Consider the following 1,083-nt stretch of genomic DNA (forward strand, 5'->3'; position numbering starts at 1 on the left):
TCGTCGCCAAGGCGCGCGTCTTCGAAAAGGACTGATTTCTAAAGCCTGGACAAGAAAAGGCGCGGGGCCGAGCCTCGCGCCTTTTTTATGGGATGGAAAAATTCCGCCTGAATCAGGCGGTGATATCGAACCGGTCGGCGTTCATCACCTTGGTCCACGCCGAGACGAAATCCCTGGCGAATTTCTGCCCGGCATCCGCGGAGCCGTACACCTCAGACAGCGCACGCAGTTGAGCATGCGAGCCGAAGATCAGGTCGGCGCGGGTACCGGTCCACCTGACCGCCTTGGTCTTGCGGTCGCGCGCTTCGTAGATCTCATCCGAACCGGCGGCCGGATCCCAGACCGTGTTCATGCTGAGCAGGTTGACGAAGAAGTCGTTCGTCAGCGTGCCCGGCCTGTCGGTGAAAACGCCGTGCCTGGACTTGCCGGTATTGGCGCCGAGCACCCGCAGGCCGCCGACCAGCACCGTCATCTCCGGCGCGGTCAGCGTCAGCAACTGTGCCCGGTCGACCAGCATCGCCTCGATCGACATCGGCTGCGGCCCCCGGACATAGTTGCGGAAGCCGTCGACTTTCGGCTCAAGCGCGGCAAAGGAGGCGACGTCGGTCTGTTCCTGCGAGGCATCCATGCGGCCCGGCGTGAACGGCACCTTCACCTCGTTTCCACCATCCTTCGCCGCCTTCTCGATCGCGGCGACGCCGCCGAGCACGATCAGATCGGCCAGCGAGATCTTTTTCCCGCCGGTCTGTGCGGCGTTGAAGGTCTTCTGGATGGCTTCGAGCGTGGCAAGCACCTTGGCCAATTCAGCAGGCTGATTGACGTCCCAGTCCTTCTGCGGCGCTAGCCGAATGCGGGCGCCATTGGCGCCGCCGCGCTTGTCGGAACCCCTGAACGTCGAGGCCGAAGCCCAGGCGGTCGAGACCAGTTCGGAAACAGACAGGCCCGAGGCCAGGATCTTGGCCTTCAGCGATGCGATATCCTGTTCGCTGACCAGTTCATGATCGACGGCCGGGATCGGATCCTGCCAGATCAGCTCTTCCTTCGGCACGAGCGGGCCGAGATAGCGCACCACCGGGCCCATGT

The 1,083-nt window shown here is 63.4% G+C and carries 1 protein-coding gene; it reads right to left on the minus strand.

What is annotated here, in order from left to right:
- Nucleotides 1-112: 112 nt before the first annotated feature.
- Nucleotides 113-1,083: peroxidase family protein (locus FJ980_RS33735; RefSeq protein WP_348640679.1), on the minus strand; the 971-nt coding region annotated here is incomplete at its 5' end.

The organism is Mesorhizobium sp. B1-1-5, from assembly GCF_006443065.1.
Lineage (GTDB): Bacteria > Pseudomonadota > Alphaproteobacteria > Rhizobiales > Rhizobiaceae > Mesorhizobium.